This is a genomic window from Rhodococcus sp. (in: high G+C Gram-positive bacteria) (genome assembly GCF_049299235.1).
Lineage (GTDB): Bacteria > Actinomycetota > Actinomycetes > Mycobacteriales > Mycobacteriaceae > Rhodococcus.
The window spans coordinates 1-14,257 of the sequence record NZ_JBAQXC010000387.1 but is presented as its reverse complement, the minus strand read 5'-3'; the positions used below and the strand labels follow the sequence as shown (position 1 = coordinate 14,257).

Annotated in this window: 14 protein-coding genes and 1 pseudogene; 2 read left to right on the top strand and 13 right to left on the bottom strand. The window is 67.7% G+C overall.

What is annotated here, in order from left to right; genetic code table 11:
* Nucleotides 1-222 precede the first annotated feature (222 nt).
* Nucleotides 223-1,209: an ABC transporter substrate-binding protein gene (locus tag WAX14_RS23685; RefSeq protein WP_422630483.1), complete on the top strand. Its 987-nt coding sequence runs from the start codon at nucleotides 223-225 to the stop codon at nucleotides 1,207-1,209.
* Nucleotides 1,210-1,217: 8 nt separating this feature from the next.
* Here WAX14_RS23685 and WAX14_RS23680 read toward each other — a convergent pair whose 3' ends face one another.
* The 10 genes and pseudogenes from WAX14_RS23680 to WAX14_RS23635 form a co-directional block, all read right to left on the bottom strand.
* Nucleotides 1,218-1,856: a pyridoxamine 5'-phosphate oxidase family protein gene (locus WAX14_RS23680; protein ID WP_422630482.1), complete on the bottom strand. Its 639-nt coding sequence runs from the start codon at nucleotides 1,854-1,856 to the stop codon at nucleotides 1,218-1,220.
* A gap of 90 nt (nucleotides 1,857-1,946) precedes the next feature.
* Nucleotides 1,947-2,687, bottom strand: coding sequence for a (2Fe-2S)-binding protein (locus WAX14_RS23675; RefSeq protein ID WP_422630481.1), 741 nt, complete (start codon nucleotides 2,685-2,687; stop codon nucleotides 1,947-1,949).
* A complete protein-coding gene (locus WAX14_RS23670; protein ID WP_422630480.1) occupies nucleotides 2,680-3,459 on the bottom strand; it encodes an ABC transporter ATP-binding protein in 780 nt (259 codons plus the stop codon). The genes WAX14_RS23675 and WAX14_RS23670 overlap by 8 nt, the downstream gene beginning before the upstream one ends.
* Nucleotides 3,456-4,559: a FecCD family ABC transporter permease gene (locus WAX14_RS23665; protein ID WP_422630514.1), complete on the bottom strand. Its 1,104-nt coding sequence runs from the start codon at nucleotides 4,557-4,559 to the stop codon at nucleotides 3,456-3,458. The genes WAX14_RS23670 and WAX14_RS23665 overlap by 4 nt, the downstream gene beginning before the upstream one ends.
* A gap of 5 nt (nucleotides 4,560-4,564) precedes the next feature.
* The gene (locus WAX14_RS23660; RefSeq protein ID WP_422630479.1) at nucleotides 4,565-5,578 is read right to left on the bottom strand and encodes an ABC transporter substrate-binding protein; all 1,014 of its coding nucleotides are present in this window, start codon (nucleotides 5,576-5,578) and stop codon (nucleotides 4,565-4,567) included.
* Between the two features lie 277 nt (nucleotides 5,579-5,855).
* On the bottom strand, nucleotides 5,856-6,611 hold the full coding sequence (locus tag WAX14_RS23655; protein ID WP_422630478.1) for a succinate dehydrogenase/fumarate reductase iron-sulfur subunit: 756 nt from the start codon (nucleotides 6,609-6,611) through the stop codon (nucleotides 5,856-5,858).
* Nucleotide 6,612: 1 nt separating this feature from the next.
* Nucleotides 6,613-8,529 (bottom strand): fumarate reductase/succinate dehydrogenase flavoprotein subunit, encoded by a 1,917-nt coding sequence (locus WAX14_RS23650; RefSeq protein WP_422630477.1) that lies wholly within the window; start codon nucleotides 8,527-8,529, stop codon nucleotides 6,613-6,615.
* A gap of 39 nt (nucleotides 8,530-8,568) precedes the next feature.
* The gene (locus tag WAX14_RS23645; protein ID WP_422630476.1) at nucleotides 8,569-9,378 is read right to left on the bottom strand and encodes a hypothetical protein; all 810 of its coding nucleotides are present in this window, start codon (nucleotides 9,376-9,378) and stop codon (nucleotides 8,569-8,571) included.
* Complete coding sequence (locus WAX14_RS23640; protein ID WP_422630475.1) at nucleotides 9,375-9,662, bottom strand: hypothetical protein; 288 nt, start codon at nucleotides 9,660-9,662, stop codon at nucleotides 9,375-9,377. Before WAX14_RS23640 ends, WAX14_RS23645 begins: the two co-directional genes overlap by 4 nt.
* 225 nt (nucleotides 9,663-9,887) lie before the next feature.
* A pseudogene (locus WAX14_RS23635) lies at nucleotides 9,888-10,976 on the bottom strand (thioesterase domain-containing protein); the annotation flags it as partial.
* A gap of 675 nt (nucleotides 10,977-11,651) precedes the next feature.
* Here WAX14_RS23635 and WAX14_RS23630 point away from each other — a divergent pair.
* The gene (locus WAX14_RS23630) at nucleotides 11,652-12,293 is read left to right on the top strand and encodes a class I SAM-dependent methyltransferase (protein ID WP_422630474.1); all 642 of its coding nucleotides are present in this window, start codon (nucleotides 11,652-11,654) and stop codon (nucleotides 12,291-12,293) included.
* A 51-nt stretch (nucleotides 12,294-12,344) separates the two neighbouring features.
* Here WAX14_RS23630 and WAX14_RS23625 read toward each other — a convergent pair whose 3' ends face one another.
* The 3 genes from WAX14_RS23625 to WAX14_RS23615 form a co-directional block, all read right to left on the bottom strand.
* On the bottom strand, nucleotides 12,345-12,884 hold the full coding sequence (locus tag WAX14_RS23625; protein ID WP_422630473.1) for an NADPH-dependent FMN reductase: 540 nt from the start codon (nucleotides 12,882-12,884) through the stop codon (nucleotides 12,345-12,347).
* Nucleotides 12,885-12,919: 35 nt separating this feature from the next.
* Nucleotides 12,920-13,615, bottom strand: a complete 696-nt coding sequence (gene bioD, locus WAX14_RS23620) for a dethiobiotin synthase (protein WP_422630472.1) — start codon at nucleotides 13,613-13,615, stop codon at nucleotides 12,920-12,922.
* On the bottom strand, nucleotides 13,612-14,257 hold a 646-nt coding region (locus WAX14_RS23615; protein WP_422630471.1), incomplete at its 5' end, for an aminotransferase class I/II-fold pyridoxal phosphate-dependent enzyme. The genes bioD and WAX14_RS23615, both read right to left, overlap by 4 nt.

Genomic DNA, 14,257 nt, shown 5'->3' with positions numbered 1-14,257 from the left:
AAGTCGGCGCCACGCCCGGAGACGCGGCGTCAGAACACTGGACGTCACCGTGAGGCGACGCACCGGAGGGTTCAGTCATGGCTGAGATCGCAATGGTCGCGGGGATGGCGGGCGCAGGAACGGTCTCCGCCGTCGCGGGCACCGCATCGGCACTACGTTCACAGTGGATCCCGAACTCCTATTAGGATTGCCTCACCTGATGTACGACAGAGTTGAGGTCCCATGAAACGTCGATCCGCCGCGCTGGTCACCACCGTCGCCACCACCGCTCTCCTCCTGACCGCGTGCGGTTCGAACGACACCGCATCCGAATCCGGGGCCGCGTCGAGCGGCGGCGCCTTCCCCGCGACCGTCGCCACGAAGTTCGGGGACGTCACCGTCGAATCCGCACCCGAACGGGTCGCCGCGCTCGGCTGGGGTGACGCGGAAACCGCGCTCGCCCTCGGCGTGCAACCGGTCGGCGCCAGCGACTGGCTCGCGTTCGGCGGCGACGGTGTCGGACCGTGGGCGCAGGGCCTGTACACGTCGTCACCGGAGATCATCGCCACGATGGACCCGTCCTACGAGATGCTCGCCGCGCTGACCCCGGATCTGATCCTGGACACGAAGAGCTCCGGCGACGCGGCCCGCTTCGAATCACTGTCGAACATCACCACGACCGTCGGGATCCCGGAGGGCAGCGACGCCTACCTCACCTCGCTCGACGACCAGGTCACCTCGGTCGCGGCGGCGCTGGGCATACCGGAGAAGGGCGAGGAGTTGCTGTCGACGATCGATGCGGACTTCGCGGCCGCCAGCGCCGACAATCCCGCGTTCGCGGGCAAGACCGTCACCGTCGCCGCCTACACGTCCGACGGCTGGGGCGCCTACGTGATCGGCGATTCCCGCGTCGACTTCGTCACCGCACTCGGATTCGTGAACAATCCGCAGGTGCAGGCCATCGAGACCGACAACTTCTTCATCCCGGTCTCCGAGGAGAACCTGAACCTGCTCGACGCGGACCTGCTGATCGTACTGCCGATCTACCTGCCGACCGGTGACGTGACGAACAACGTGTTGTTCCAACAGATTCCGGCCGTGCAGGACGGACGGTTCCTGGTGCTCGACAGCGACTCCGACATCGCCGCCGCGTTCTCGATGAACTCGGCGCTGTCGGTTCCGTTCGCGCTCGACCAACTCGTTCCGCTGCTCGCCGAACGCGTGCGCTGACCCGATCCTCAGTAGAGTTCGGCCCGGTAGGACTCCTGCCGGGCCGGCTCGAGGTCTTCGAGCTTCAGATTGTGCTGCTCGGCGAGAATGTCACGCAACGACGGCACCGTCTCGGGGTCGGCCCAGGTTTCCGGCTCCCACAGCTTGGCGCGCAGAATCGCCCGCGCGCAATGCAGGTACGCCTCGTCGACCCGCACGATCACCGCGAGCTGCGCGGGCTTCCCGGACATCGCCAACTCCGCCAACAATTCCGGGTCGGTGGACAGGGACGCGGTGCCGTTGACGCGCACCACCTCGTCGACGCCGGGAACGACGAACAGGATTCCGACGCGCGGATTCTCCAGGAGATTGCGATACGAATCGGCTCGCCGGTTTCCGGGGCGGTCCGGCAGGATCAGAGTCTTCTCGTCGGGGAACAGCACCCGGCTGTGCAGGTCGCCGCGCGGTGAGCAATCGCAGTTCCCCACCGCATCGGACGTTGCGAGCACGAAAAACCGCGCCTGCGTGATGTATTCGCGCATCAGCGGCGTCGTGAACGCCGTGTGCTTGTCGAGAATCGCCGGTGTGGGTACACCCACGGCCGCTTCGAGCTGTTCGGTCGTCGTAATCCTCGACCGGACGAGTTCACCGATCCTGCTTGACTCCACTGGGCCACCTCCGCCCGCGACCGTATCAAACGGGCGCGGTGCCCCGACCACGCGTCGAGACGTGAGCCGATACCCGAGTCGCGACCCGGCTCACGATGCGTCGACGTGCCGGCGCAGCCGCGCATGACGATCAGCGGGTGTCCGCCGGGGACAACTCGTGCACTTGTCGCTGTCCGCGGTGAGATAGATGAGGCAGCAGGATCCGCGTCGAGTGAATCGGTCGGTGCGCGACGCCGTCTCGACGTCGACGAACCTGGGTGTGAGCAGCGGCGGGCGGGCCAGCTCGACGGCCAGTGCGCAGGCGTCATCGACGCGACCCAGTGTGCGGCCCACCGCGAGCGCACGGTTGGCCACCGAGTCGGTGGCGATCGCCCACAGTGCGCGCGGCGCGGCACCGGACACGGCGGCGAGCGGCTCGATCAGCGACCCGTACGCGGCCACCAACCGCTCGGCGTACCGGGAGGGGCTGCGCACGAGTCGACGCGAGCGCACCGCGCCGAGATACCCGTAGTCGCGGAGGGTGCACACCCACTGCGCCGGATCCGGGTCGGGGGCGACACCGTCGGAGGCCAGCATGGCGATCGGCGCCGCCACCACGGTCGAACTCGCCGAATACCACCACAGGGTGCCGTTGATCCGCGGATCGTCGCACCCCCACCGCACACCGGTGTCGGCGACGCGCGCGGCGAGCCAGTCGCGGTCGGTCATCCGCTCGCCCGGGAACGTGGCGCCCGCGAGATCGACGGTGTGCGCGAAGTCCCCGAGCACCGGCACCACCCGGCGGTAGGCGGCGTCGATGTCCGACGGGTCGTCGACGCCGGCGTCAGCCATCGACAAGTCCGAACAAATCCAGCACCCGGCGGCCCGCAACGGTCCGGATACTCCCCCGCACCCCGAACACCGTGTCGAGGAGTTCGGTGGTGAGGACCTCGTCGGGGGTGCCGACATCGACCACCTGCCCGGCGTCGAGCACGGCGATCCGGTCGCAGTACTCGGCCGCCAGACGCAGGTCGTGGAGGGTGACGAGAACGGCGAGTCCGCGAGCGGCGAGTTCACGCAGTAGTTCGAGCACCCCGAGTTGGTGGCGGAGATCGAGATGGTTCGTCGGCTCGTCGAGCAGAATCACCTGCGGTTGCTGCGCGAGCGCCCGCGCGATCGAGACCCGTTGGCGTTCACCGCCGGACAGTGCCGCGACGTCGCGGTCCGCGTGCGCGGTGAGGGAAACCCGGTCGAGTACGCGGGCAACGATGTCGTCGTCCTCACCGGTGAACGGTTCGAGCCAGCCGCGTTCCGCGGTGCGGCCGAGCCGCACCGATTCGCGGACGGTGACCCCGCCGAACGCGGAGGGTTCCTGGGTGCTCACTCCGATCGTGCGCGCGACCTGCCGACGGCGCAGCGTGTGGATGCTGTCGTCGTCGAGCAGGATCGCACCGGCGGTCACCGCCAGTGCCCGATAGCAGGTGCGCAGCAGGGTCGTCTTGCCGCTGCCGTTGGGGCCGACGAGGGCAACCACCTCGCCGGGGGCGACGTCGAGGTCGACACCGCGCAGAACGGTGCGGCCCCCGAGCCGAGCGGTGACGCCGGCGGCACGCAGTCGGGTCATCGGGCGGCCTGCCGGTAGCGCCGCCACAACATGACGATGAACACGGGGCCTCCGACGAGTCCGGTGATGACGCCGATCGGGAGTTCGGCGGTGTTGCTCAGGGAGCGGGCGAGGATATCGGCGGCGACGAGGGCGACGGCACCGAGCAGAGCCGCGGTCGGAACGAGCCGTGCGGCGTTGCGGCCGACGAGGAATGCGGCCAGGTGAGGAACGAGCAGGCCGACGAAACCGATCGTTCCCGACACGGCGACCGCCGCTGCCGCCAGCAACGACACTGTCAGCAGGATCAGGATGCGGAAGCGCGGCACGTTCATGCCGAGCGCGGTCGCGCCGTCGTCACCGGTGAGGAGCAGGTTGAGTTGCCTGCCGCACACCATGGTGGCGGTGCCGACGACGATCAGAACCACCGTGGGTGCGATCAAGGACGTCCAGGTCGCGTCACCGAAACCGCCTGCGAGCCATTGCATCACGGTGCCGAGTTGGTGCACGTCGCCCAGGACGAGCAGGACGAAGGTGACCAGGGAGGAGAACATCATCGTCAGGGCGACACCGACCAGCACGATCGCGGTGGCCGAATTCGCGTGCACGCTCACCACGACGATCACGGCGAGTGGGAGCAGCGCACCGAGGAACGCGGCGAGCGGCAACGTGAAGATCCCGAGGATGCCGGTGCCGAGCCCGAGGACGGTGACGACGGCGACACCGAAGCCCGCGCCCGACGACACCCCGAGAAGGTAAGGGTCGGCGAGTGGATTGCGGGTCGCCGCCTGTGCGGCGACACCGGCGACGGCGAGTGCGGCCCCGACGACCGCAGCGGTCAGCGCGCGGGGAAGACGCGATTCGAACACGATCGCTTCGCGGGTCGCGCTCCACCACGGCTCACCCCACACCGCGTCGAGCGGTATCGGAGACACGCGGTGCGCCACGATGGCCCACACGTCGCCGAGCGGAATGGTGATCGTGCCCAGCGACACCGCGACCGCCACCGCGAAAACGAGGGCCGCTGCCAGGGGTGCGAGCACCGCCGCGAGGGGCCGGCGGCGGTGTCGCGGCTCCGCGTCGTCGACGGTCAGGGCGCTGTGCGGGGCGGACTCGGCGATCGTGCTCACTCGACGAATGCCTCCGGATGGAGGGCGCGGGCGAGGGTTTCCGCGGAGGTGACCATGCGTGAGCTTTCAAAGAAGTCGTCGAGCGGAACGACGACGAACCGATCGTTGCGTACCGCCGGCGTGGTGGCCATGACGGGGTGGTTCTTCAGGTAGGCAATCTTGTCGTCCGCGCTGGTCTTGCCGTAGTCGAGGACGACGATCGCGTCGGGCTGGCGTTCGCCGACGACCTCCCAACTGGTTGTGAAGTAGGGCTTGGGACCATCGGCGGTGATGTTCTCGAGGCCGGCGTAGTCGCCGATGAGGTTGCCGATTCCGACGCCACCGACCGACATCGGTTCGGCCTCACCGGAGTCGTAGAAGAAGGTGCGGATCGGTCCCGCACCGGCTGCGTCGAGCCGGGCGCCGACGGCGTCGAGACCCGACACGATCTGCTCGGTCAGTGCGCCGGCCTGGTCGTCGACGCCGAGGATCGCACCGAGTTGCGCGAAATCGTTTTCGAGCAGACCGATGTCGGGGAAGCCCTGACCGCAATATTCGGAGAACAGGAAGGTGGCGATACCGGCGGCTTCGAACGTGTCGCGGCCGAGCCCGTTCTTGTCGTCGAAGGCGCTGCGCATGCCGCCGACGATCAGATCGGGCTCGAGGTCGAGAATCTGCTCGGGCGTCGGATATTGCGGCGCGAGCGACGGGATCGCGCGGAACTGGTCCGCGGTCTCGGGCAGCGGATCGGTCTTGTCGCCGTATCCCATGCCGACGATGCGGTCGCCGACCCCCATCTGGATCAGCGTCTCGGTGACGTGGTCGTTCATCGTGACGATGCGCTGCGGGGCCGTATCGAAGGTGGCGGTGCGGTCGCAGTTCGTGATGGTCACCGGTTCGGCGAACGGCTCGGTGGCCTCTACGCCGACCGCGGTGGTGCCGCGCGAGCACCCGGTCAGGACCAGCGCGGCGGCTGTGACGGTGGACAGGGCCACGGCGAATCGGCGCGTGGGGCCGGGGTGGGCGAACATGTGACCTCGTGCTCTGCTTCGGGTGGCGCGAGCACAGCTCACCACGACAGCAGTCACCTGCGGTCGAGGTGCACGAACTGTCCTGCTGAACTCCGTCTCGCAGACCACGGCGATTTTCGGAGTCGCGGACCCCCAGGCAGGTATCGGGCTCACCGCCGGGATCGGCGGTCTACCGTTGCGGGTCAGCGCCGGAATTCGACCGGACTTCCCCTGCGATGGGTGTCAGCAACGTTCGCGTCATTATGCACACGTCGATCGTGAATGCCGCAACCGGCACTCACGATTCCCGACGGCGGAACAGCGCGTTGCCCAGCCAGGCGATCGGGTCGTAGCGGCGTCCGGCGACACGTTCCTTCATGGGGATCAGCGCGTTGTCGGTGATGTGGATGTTCTCCGGGCACACCTCGGTGCAGCACTTGGTGATGTTGCACAGGCCGAGGCCGTGCTGGTCCTGGGCGGCGTCGCGCCGGTCGGCGACGTCGAGTGGGTGCATGTCCAGTTCCGCGATGCGCATGAGGTAGCGGGGTCCGGCGAACGCGGTCTTGTTGTCCTCGTGGTCCCGCACGACGTGACACACGTTCTGGCACAGGAAACATTCGATGCACTTGCGGAACTCCTGCGAGCGTTCGACGTCGACCTGCTGCATCCGGTACTCGCCCGGTGCCAGACCGGGTGGCGGGGTGAACGACGGGATTTCGCGGGCCTTGTCGTAGTTGAACGACACGTCGGTGACGAGGTCGCGGATGATCGGGAAGGTGCGCAGGGGTGTGATGGTGATCGTCTCGTCCGGTGCGAACGTCGACATCCGGGTCATGCACAGCAGTCGGGGGCGGCCGTTGATTTCCGCCGAACACGAACCGCACTTGCCTGCCTTGCAGTTCCAGCGCACCGCCAGATCCGGCGCCTGGGTGGCTTGCAGTCGGTGGACGACGTCGAGCACCACTTCCCCGTCGTTGGCTTCGACGGTGTAGTCGCGCAGGTCTCCGCCGTCGATGTCGCCGCGCCACACCCGGAAGGCCGCCTGGTAGCCCATGTCAGGACCTCCGGCCCGGATGATCGGCGAGTTCTTCGTCGGTGAAGTATTTGCCCAGTTCGTCGATGTCGAACAACTCGAGGAGATCGGGCCGCATCGGCTGTTGCCCTTCCGCGGTCACCGTCACGTCGGGGATCGCGCGGTCGGTGCCGTCGGTGCGGCACACCAGCAGCGTCCGCCGCCACTGCGCATCCATCGTCGGATGGTCGTCTCGGGTGTGTCCACCGCGACTTTCGGTGCGCAGCAACGCCGCTCGCGCGACACATTCACACACCAGCAGCATGTTGCGCAGGTCGAGTGCGAGATGCCAACCCGGGTTGAACTGTCGGTTGCCTTCGACCGCGACGTTCCGGATGCGGGTGCGCAGCACGTCGAGTTCGGCCAGGGCACGTTCGATCTCGTCGGCGCGGCGGATGATGCCGACAAGGTCGTGCATCGACTGCTGCAGTTCCGCGTGCAGGGTGTACGGGTTTTCGGCGCGGTCGGGGATGTCCGGGTCGAACGGCGACAGCGCGGTCCGCGCCGCCGCGTCGATATCGGTGTCGGTCACCTGCGGCCGTTCGGTGAGTCCGTCCACATAGTCCGCGGCCCCGAGTCCGGCACGACGCCCGAACACCAGCAGGTCCGACAACGAGTTGCCGCCGAGCCGGTTCGATCCGTGCATGCCGCCGGAACATTCTCCGGCGGCGAACAGGCCGGGTATCGACGCGGCGGCGGTGTCCGGGTCGACCTCGATGCCGCCCATCACGTAGTGGCAGGTGGGTCCGACCTCCATCGGTTCCTTCGTGATGTCGACGTCGGCGAGTTCGAGAAATTGGTGGTGCATCGACGGCAACCGGCGCACGATCTCGGCGGCGGGCATGCGGGAGGCGATGTCGAGGAACACTCCGCCGTGCGGGCTGTGGCGACCTGCTTTGACCTCGGAGTTGATGGCGCGGGCCACCTCGTCGCGGGGCAACAGATCCGGGGTGCGTCGGTTGTTCTCCTGGTCCTCGTACCAGCGGTCGGCTTCTTCCTCGGTCTCGGCGTACTGCCCTTTGAACACCGACGGGACGTACGAGAACATGAACCGTTCGCCGTCGGAGTTCTCGAGCACCCCACCGTCGCCGCGCACTCCTTCGGTGACGAGGATGCCTTTGACGCTCGGCGGCCAGATCATGCCGGTGGGGTGGAACTGGATGAACTCCATGTTGATCAGGGCTGCACCGGCCCGCAGGGCGAGTGCGTGCCCGTCGCCGGTGTACTCCCACGAGTTCGACGTCACCTTGTACGACTTGCCGATGCCGCCGGTCGCGATGATGACGGCGGGGGCGTCGAACAGCACGAACCGGCCGGATTCACGCCAGTAGCCGAACGCTCCGGCGATGCGACCGGAGTCGTCGACGAGCAGTTCGGTGATGGTGCATTCGGCGAACACCTTGACCCGGGCCTCGTAGTCGCCGTGCGCGGCATGGTCTTCCTGCTGCAGCGACACGATCTTCTGTTGCATGGTGCGGATCAGTTCGAGTCCGGTGCGGTCACCGACGTGCGCGAGCCGCGGATAGGTGTGTCCACCGAAGTTGCGCTGACTGATCCGCCCGTCGGGCGTGCGATCGAACAACGCGCCGTATGTTTCCAGTTCCCACACCCGGTCCGGGGCCTCGCGGGCGTGCAGTTCGGCCATCCGCCAGTTGTTGAGGAACTTCCCGCCGCGCATGGTGTCCTGATAGTGCACCTGCCATGAGTCGTGCGGATTGGCGTTGCCCATCGCGGCGGCGCAGCCCCCTTCGGCCATGACGGTGTGGGCCTTGCCGAACAGCGACTTGCATACGACTGCGACGCGCAGGCCGCGCTGGCGTGCCTCGATGACCGCGCGCAGACCGGCCCCGCCCGCGCCGATCACCACGACGTCGTATTCGTGCCGTTCGACCTCCGGCATCGTTGCCCTCCCTGTCCCCTGGTGCCCCTCACGGTGTCGTCAGCCGACGAACCGCAGATCCGATATGGTGCCGCTCGCGACGAGCATGATGTAGCAGTCGGTGATCATCAACGTGCCCAAGGTGATCCACGCGAACTGCATGTGCCGGGTGTTGAGCTTCGACACGACCGTCCAGATGCGGTAGCGCACCGGATGTTTCGAAAAATGCTTGAGCCTGCCGCCGGTGACGTGCCGGCAGGAATGGCACGAGAGGGTATATCCCCACAGCAAAATCACGTTGATCACGAGGATCACGTTGCCGAGCCCGAACCCGAAGCCGCTCGGACTGTGGAACGCGAGGATCGCGTCGTACGTGTTGACCAGCGAAATCACGAATCCCGCATAGAAGAAGTAGCGGTGCGCGTTCTGCAGGATCAGCGGAAGCCGGGTCTCCCCGGTGTAGCGGGCACGGGGTTCGGCGACCGCGCAGGCCGGCGGCGACAGCCAGAACGACCGGTAGTAGGCCTTGCGGTAGTAGTAGCAGGTCAGCCGGAAACCCAGCAGGAACGGCAGCGACAGGAACGCGAGCGGGATCCACATGGGCAATTCGCCCACCCACACCCCGAAGTGACTCGAACCGGGGATACACGAGGCGCTGACGCACGGCGAGTAGAACGGCGTGAGGTAGTGGTAGTCGTCGACCCAGTAGGCGGTGCGGACGAACGATCGGATCGTGGCGTAGACGACGAAGATCGTCAGACCCACAACGGTGAGCAGCGGGGTGAGCCACCACATGTCGGTGCGCAGCGTCCGTTCCGCGATCCTCGCACGGGTCACGGACCGGACGCCGGTGGCCTCCGGGGCGCTCACCGCTCCCCGTGGTGCCCGCCGAGCCCTTCGTCGTCGGCGTCGACACCCCGGAACAGGCCTTCGTCGTACGGCGAGTCCGGCACCGGGATGCGCTCGGTGGAGCGCACCCGAACCTCGGCGGGCGGTGCGCCGTCGAGGTCCTTGGCGTCGATGTCGAGGCGGTCGAGGTCGTTGGCGAGGCGCTTGACGGCGGCGGCGTCGCCGTAACGGGAACGCAGCGATCCGACGCACTGCCGAAGATGACCGATGGTGCGTTGCAGTTCCTGCATTTCGGTGGTGGACATCCGAACCTCCGCACGGGACGGGTCGGCACGTCGGACCGGCCGACACGATGTGATGTCCTTCACAGTACGGCAATCCCCGGTGAGCCTCGGCGGGTTCCGCCAATCGCGCCTGTCAGACAGCCTCCGTCACGGTGCGCCTCGCATCGCTGACGGTTGAACTCCTCACCGCGCGCTCAAACCTACACTTCGATCAGTCCGTGCCGCAGTTCCGCGCACCGCTGCCTCTCAGCGTGTTGTCAATGCAGCGTCGATCGCGGCCAGCCTGGATGCCAGATCGGCCCCGACCCTTCCGATGTACGGCTCGTCGACAATCTGAACATGGTCACAACCGACGTGGACGACCTCCAGGTTTTCCACCGCGTCACCCCAGCCGCCGTCGGACTGACGGACCGCGAATGCCGGTTCGAGTGCGATCTGATCGTCGAGGTACGTCTCGGCCATGTACAGCACGACGTTGCCGTCGTAGGTCTCGCTCAGGTCGGTGGACGCGACGGCCCGATTGTCGAGCCACGAGGTGCGTTGGTGCTCGACGATACCGGCGGGAATCGTGGTGCCGCTGGCGTCGAGCAGGTCCATCAAAATCTTGATCTGCTCGTCGTCGCTGCCGGCCGCGGCCAGCCGGTCGTAGGGAAGTGGTGCATCGAGGTGGTAGGTCTTCTTCGCGAACGCCGCGTACCGCTGCCAACGCGCCCGGATCTCGTCCGGAGTGTTCTCGACCTTCACGCCCGGTAGGACGGTGTCGATCAGGCCGACAAGCCGAACGTCGGCTCCGTCACGGCGAAGTCGTTTGGCGACCGCGTAGGCGAGGGCACCACCGAAGGACCAGCCGCACAGCACGTACGGGCCGTCACCCTGGATCGCGCGCAGCAACGGAAGGTACGCCTCGGCTCGCTCGGCAAGGGGACCCTCGACCCGCTCGAGTCCGAACATCGGGGTGTGGGCGGGCAGCCGTTTGAGCAGAGGTTCGTACGCAACGGTCGAGCCGCCGGCCGGATGGAACACGAAAACCGGTACCGCAGTGGACCCCTCGGCGCGACCACGGAGGGTGCGCACGAGGCCGTCGATCTTCGATCCGTCTTCCAGATGCGGGCGAACGGTTTCGGCGAGTTGCTCGATGGTCTCGGCATCGAGGACGTCGTCGACGGTGATATCGCCGCCGACACGGTCGGTGAGGCGGGCAGCGACCTTCACGGCGCTGTCATGATCGAGGATCGGTAACGTCGCGAAGATGCCTTTCGCGGCGGTGCCGGTGACGACCGCCCAGGTCGCGAAGACGAGCCGTTCGGCTGCGTCGCGTGGCGGAACGTCGCTGCCGCCGGATTCGGTGGACACATCCGTCCCGGCCCGGACACTCTCGGGTTCCGCCTGCGGCGGCACTGCGAGCACCGCCGGCGCCGGCGCGATCAGGTCCGGAGCATCCTCGGACGATACGGCGGCATCGCACAACAGCACGAACCCTGCCGCGTTGACCACACCGGAAACTGCGTCTTCGGACGTGCAGTGAATCTGCGCCGATGCCCCACCGGGGTGTCGCAGCATCGTGACGATGAGTGTTCCGCGGGAAGGCATGTCGGCGTGGGTGATGACCGTGACGAGCGTGACCCGCGGAAGCACCTGCGCCGCCGCCGCCGCGACAAGGGATTCGAAGCTGGACACGGTCGATATCGGCAGCTCCCACGCGTGTCGTCCGTCCGGCAGAGCCACGCGCGCCCAGAAGCGCTCCTGCGGCTCTCGACTCTCCGCGCTGCGTTTCCTGTCCGTCACCATGTTCCCCCCCAGCGTTCTGCACCTCTACGCCGCGATATCGGCGCATGCGCGTTGCCGACACGATTCGGCCTTCATCGCCACCCGCGATTCGACGCGACGATCATGACACGCCGACACCGTATGCGCGGTGGTCGCACGACGAGCCTCAACTGGGCTCTCGGTTCAGGGTGCCCCAGCGTCGGTACAGTCGAAGGACATCGACACAGCAGAAGCGGGGGCACGATGCGGCAACCCGACAACGACACGGTGGGGCGAATCTTCGACACCATGTCGAGCCGATACGACAAGCAGATCGACTGGTGGGAACGTCGGGTGATGGGTCGGCCACGGCAGTGGGCGATCCCCCGCGCCGAAGGTCGCGTGCTCGAGATCGCGGTCGGCACCGGGCTGAACCTGCCACTGTACGGACCGCAGGTCACGAGCATCCTCGGAATCGACCTGTCCGACAAGATGCTCGACATCGCCCGGCACCGCATCACCGACGCGCAGTTGACCCGCGCGACGGTGCGTCGGGGCGACGCCCAGGCACTCGAACTGCCGGCCGTCAGCGTCGACACGGTGGTCTCGACACTGACGTTCTGCACCATCCCCGACCCGCTGGCGGCCAGCCGCGAAGCATTCCGGGTACTGGTACCCGGTGGCCGCTTCGTTCTCGCCGAGCACGGCCCGGCCACCAACCGTGTCGGTGCCGCGCTCATGCGGGCGGTCGAACCGCTCACCGTGCGGTTCGGCGCCGATCACCTCACTCGCGAGCCGGTCCCCTACCTCGAGGAGGCGGGTTTCGTCGTCGACGAGGTGCACCGGGTCGGTACCGGCGGCGTCGGAATCCGGGTGATCGCGCACAAGCCGGTGGACGCTCGGTGACCGACGCTCGATTATGTTCTCGCACAGTCACCGTCGCACGATCATAGATGGTCAACCGGCGAGTACCCGTCGGCGGAGCGCTTCGAGGGTGTCGGTGATACCGCGACGGACATCGACGTCGCGGATGAAGCCGTTCTCGTCGATCATCGCAGGCAACACCGGCAGGTGGGCGCACGCCTCGTCCACGATCGCCGCTCCGGTGTAGGCGAGAACCAGGCGCAGGGACGCGTGCGCGTTCGCTGCTCGGGTCGCGTTGGCGGAGACGTTGATCCACGCCGTGGGCTTGTCGCCGATCTCGGTTCCACCCACCGTCCAGTCCAGCAGATTCTTGAACGACCCGGGTAGGGCTCCGGCGTACTCGGGTGTGCAGATCAGCAGTGCGGCTGCGCGTTCGATCTGCTGCCGCAGGTCGACGACCGACTGCGGAAGAGGATCGTGGTCGTCGTCGGGATTGAAGTGCGGCAAGTCCCCCATCCCGCCGTATGCCACACCGCGGACGCCATCGGAGGCGAGTGCCCCCGCCGTGCGCAGCAAAGCCGAGTTGCTCGATGCGTCGCGCAGACTCCCCGATATCAGCAGGATCTCGAGCATCGGGCCCTCCTCGTCGTGGTGGTCCGGTGACGGTTCTACCGGTGGGAACAGACAGGCAGCCCGGCAGTGCTCAGCCACCGCTGCGCGCCTGCCGTGAACGCCACCGAATCGAGGTCACCGCTACCCGCCGGAACGCGGCCGAGCAGAGGCACACCGGTGACGTCGGGCAGATCGTCGAGGTTGCATCGGTGTGCGAGATCCGGTGCCTCGGGCCAGGATCCGATGACGACGCCGGCACAGTCGACACCTGCCGAACGCAACGCCGCCACGGTCAGGGCGCTGTGGTTGAGCGTGCCCAGCCCGGCGGCAGCGACGACCACCGTCGGTGCGTCGAGCGCGGCGGCGATGTCGGCGAGGGTGAACCCGTCGGCTCCGATCCGCACGAGCACTCCCCCGGCGCCCTCGACGAGGGTCAGATCGTGGGTGGCGTCGAGTCCGCGGATCGCGTCGACGACGTCGGCGAGGCGCAGCAGCGGCCGTCCGCTGCGGCGGGCCGCGGTGTCCGGGGCGAGCGGTTCCGGATAGCGGGCCAGTTCGATCGTGTCGATGCCCGGCCCGGCGAGCCGGGTGATCTCGGCGAGGTCGCCGGGTTCACCGTCCACGACACCTGTCTGCGCCGGTTTGCACACCGCGACGCGCAGACCGGCCGCCACCGCGACGGCCGCGACGGCCGCGGTGACAACGGTTTTACCGACGTCGGTGGAGGTGCCGGTGATGCAGAGAACGCTCACACCCGGGCCTCCGCGAGAACGTCGCCGAGTACCGATTCGATCAGTTCCAGATCCTCGGCGTCCAGGTTCGCGCGGGCGGTCAGGCGTAGCCGGGAGGTGCCCGCGGGAACGGACGGCGGGCGGAAGCAGCCGACGTGCAGGCCGCGTTCGCGGCACGCCGCGGCGGCACCGACGGCGACCATCGGATCACCGAGGATCACCGACACGACAGCCGATTCGGGGGCGTCGACACCGGAGATGCGGGCGAGATCGGCGGCCCGTTCCAGTACCGCGGTGGCGCGCTCCGGTTGCTCGCGCAGGATGCGCAGTGCGCTGCGGGCGGCACCGACGGCTGCGGGTGCGAGTCCGGTGTCGAAGATGAAGGTGCGGGCGGTGTCGATGAGGTGTTCTCGGATCCGGCCGTCCCCGAGCACGATTCCGCCCTGTGCGGCAAGTGATTTGGACAGTGTCGCCGTGACGACGACATCGGGCTCGCCGGCGAGGCCCACTTCGTGTACGAGTCCGCGACCCCCTACACCGCGGACGCCCACACCGTGGGCCTCGTCGACGAGCAGCAACGCGCCGTGCGCGCGGCACACCCGATGGAGTGCGTGCAGCGGCGCGAGGTCACCGTCGGCGCTGAACACCGAATCGGTGAGTACC